The organism is Enterovibrio norvegicus DSM 15893, from assembly GCF_900115495.1.
GTDB lineage: Bacteria > Pseudomonadota > Gammaproteobacteria > Enterobacterales > Vibrionaceae > Enterovibrio > Enterovibrio norvegicus.
The window spans coordinates 1-465 of sequence record NZ_FOWR01000062.1; the positions used below are offsets into that span (position 1 = coordinate 1).

The 465-nt window shown below is 51.0% G+C and carries 2 tRNA genes and 1 rRNA gene; all 3 read left to right on the forward strand.

Annotated features, from left to right (window positions below):
- Nucleotides 1-22 precede the first annotated feature (22 nt).
- The 3 genes from rrf (at nucleotide 23) to BM082_RS23160 (ending at nucleotide 394) form a co-directional block, all read left to right on the forward strand.
- Nucleotides 23-138: ribosomal RNA gene (gene rrf / locus BM082_RS23150) — 5S ribosomal RNA — on the forward strand.
- A 66-nt stretch (nucleotides 139-204) separates the two neighbouring features.
- Nucleotides 205-281 (forward strand) — tRNA-Asp (locus tag BM082_RS23155).
- 36 nt (nucleotides 282-317) lie between these two features.
- A tRNA-Trp gene (locus BM082_RS23160) sits at nucleotides 318-394 on the forward strand.
- Nucleotides 395-465 lie beyond the last annotated feature (71 nt).

The window sequence follows — 465 nt, forward strand, 5'->3', positions numbered from 1 at the left end:
GCGGGGAACACAACAAGATTTGCTTGGCGACCATAGCGTTATGGACCCACCTGAACCCATGCCGAACTCAGTAGTGAAACGTAACAGCGCCGATGGTAGTGTGGGGCTTCCCCATGTGAGAGTAGGACATCGCCAGGCTTCCAATTTAGATATGTGTATTGAACGACATGTATCGGATGAACAGGAAACTGTTTATCACCGTGTGGAGCGGTAGTTCAGTTGGTTAGAATACCGGCCTGTCACGCCGGGGGTCGCGGGTTCGAGTCCCGTCCGCTCCGCCATTTATTCAGACAGAGTTAAGTCTTTAAAATAACTACAGGGGTGTAGCTCCAATTGGCAGAGCAGCGGATTCCAAATCCGCGTGTTGGGAGTTCGAATCTCTCCACCCCTGCCACATTTAAGGCTCCAGCAGAAATGCTGGAGCCTTTTTCGTTTCTGTCACTTTTTCAAAGCGATGTTGGGAGC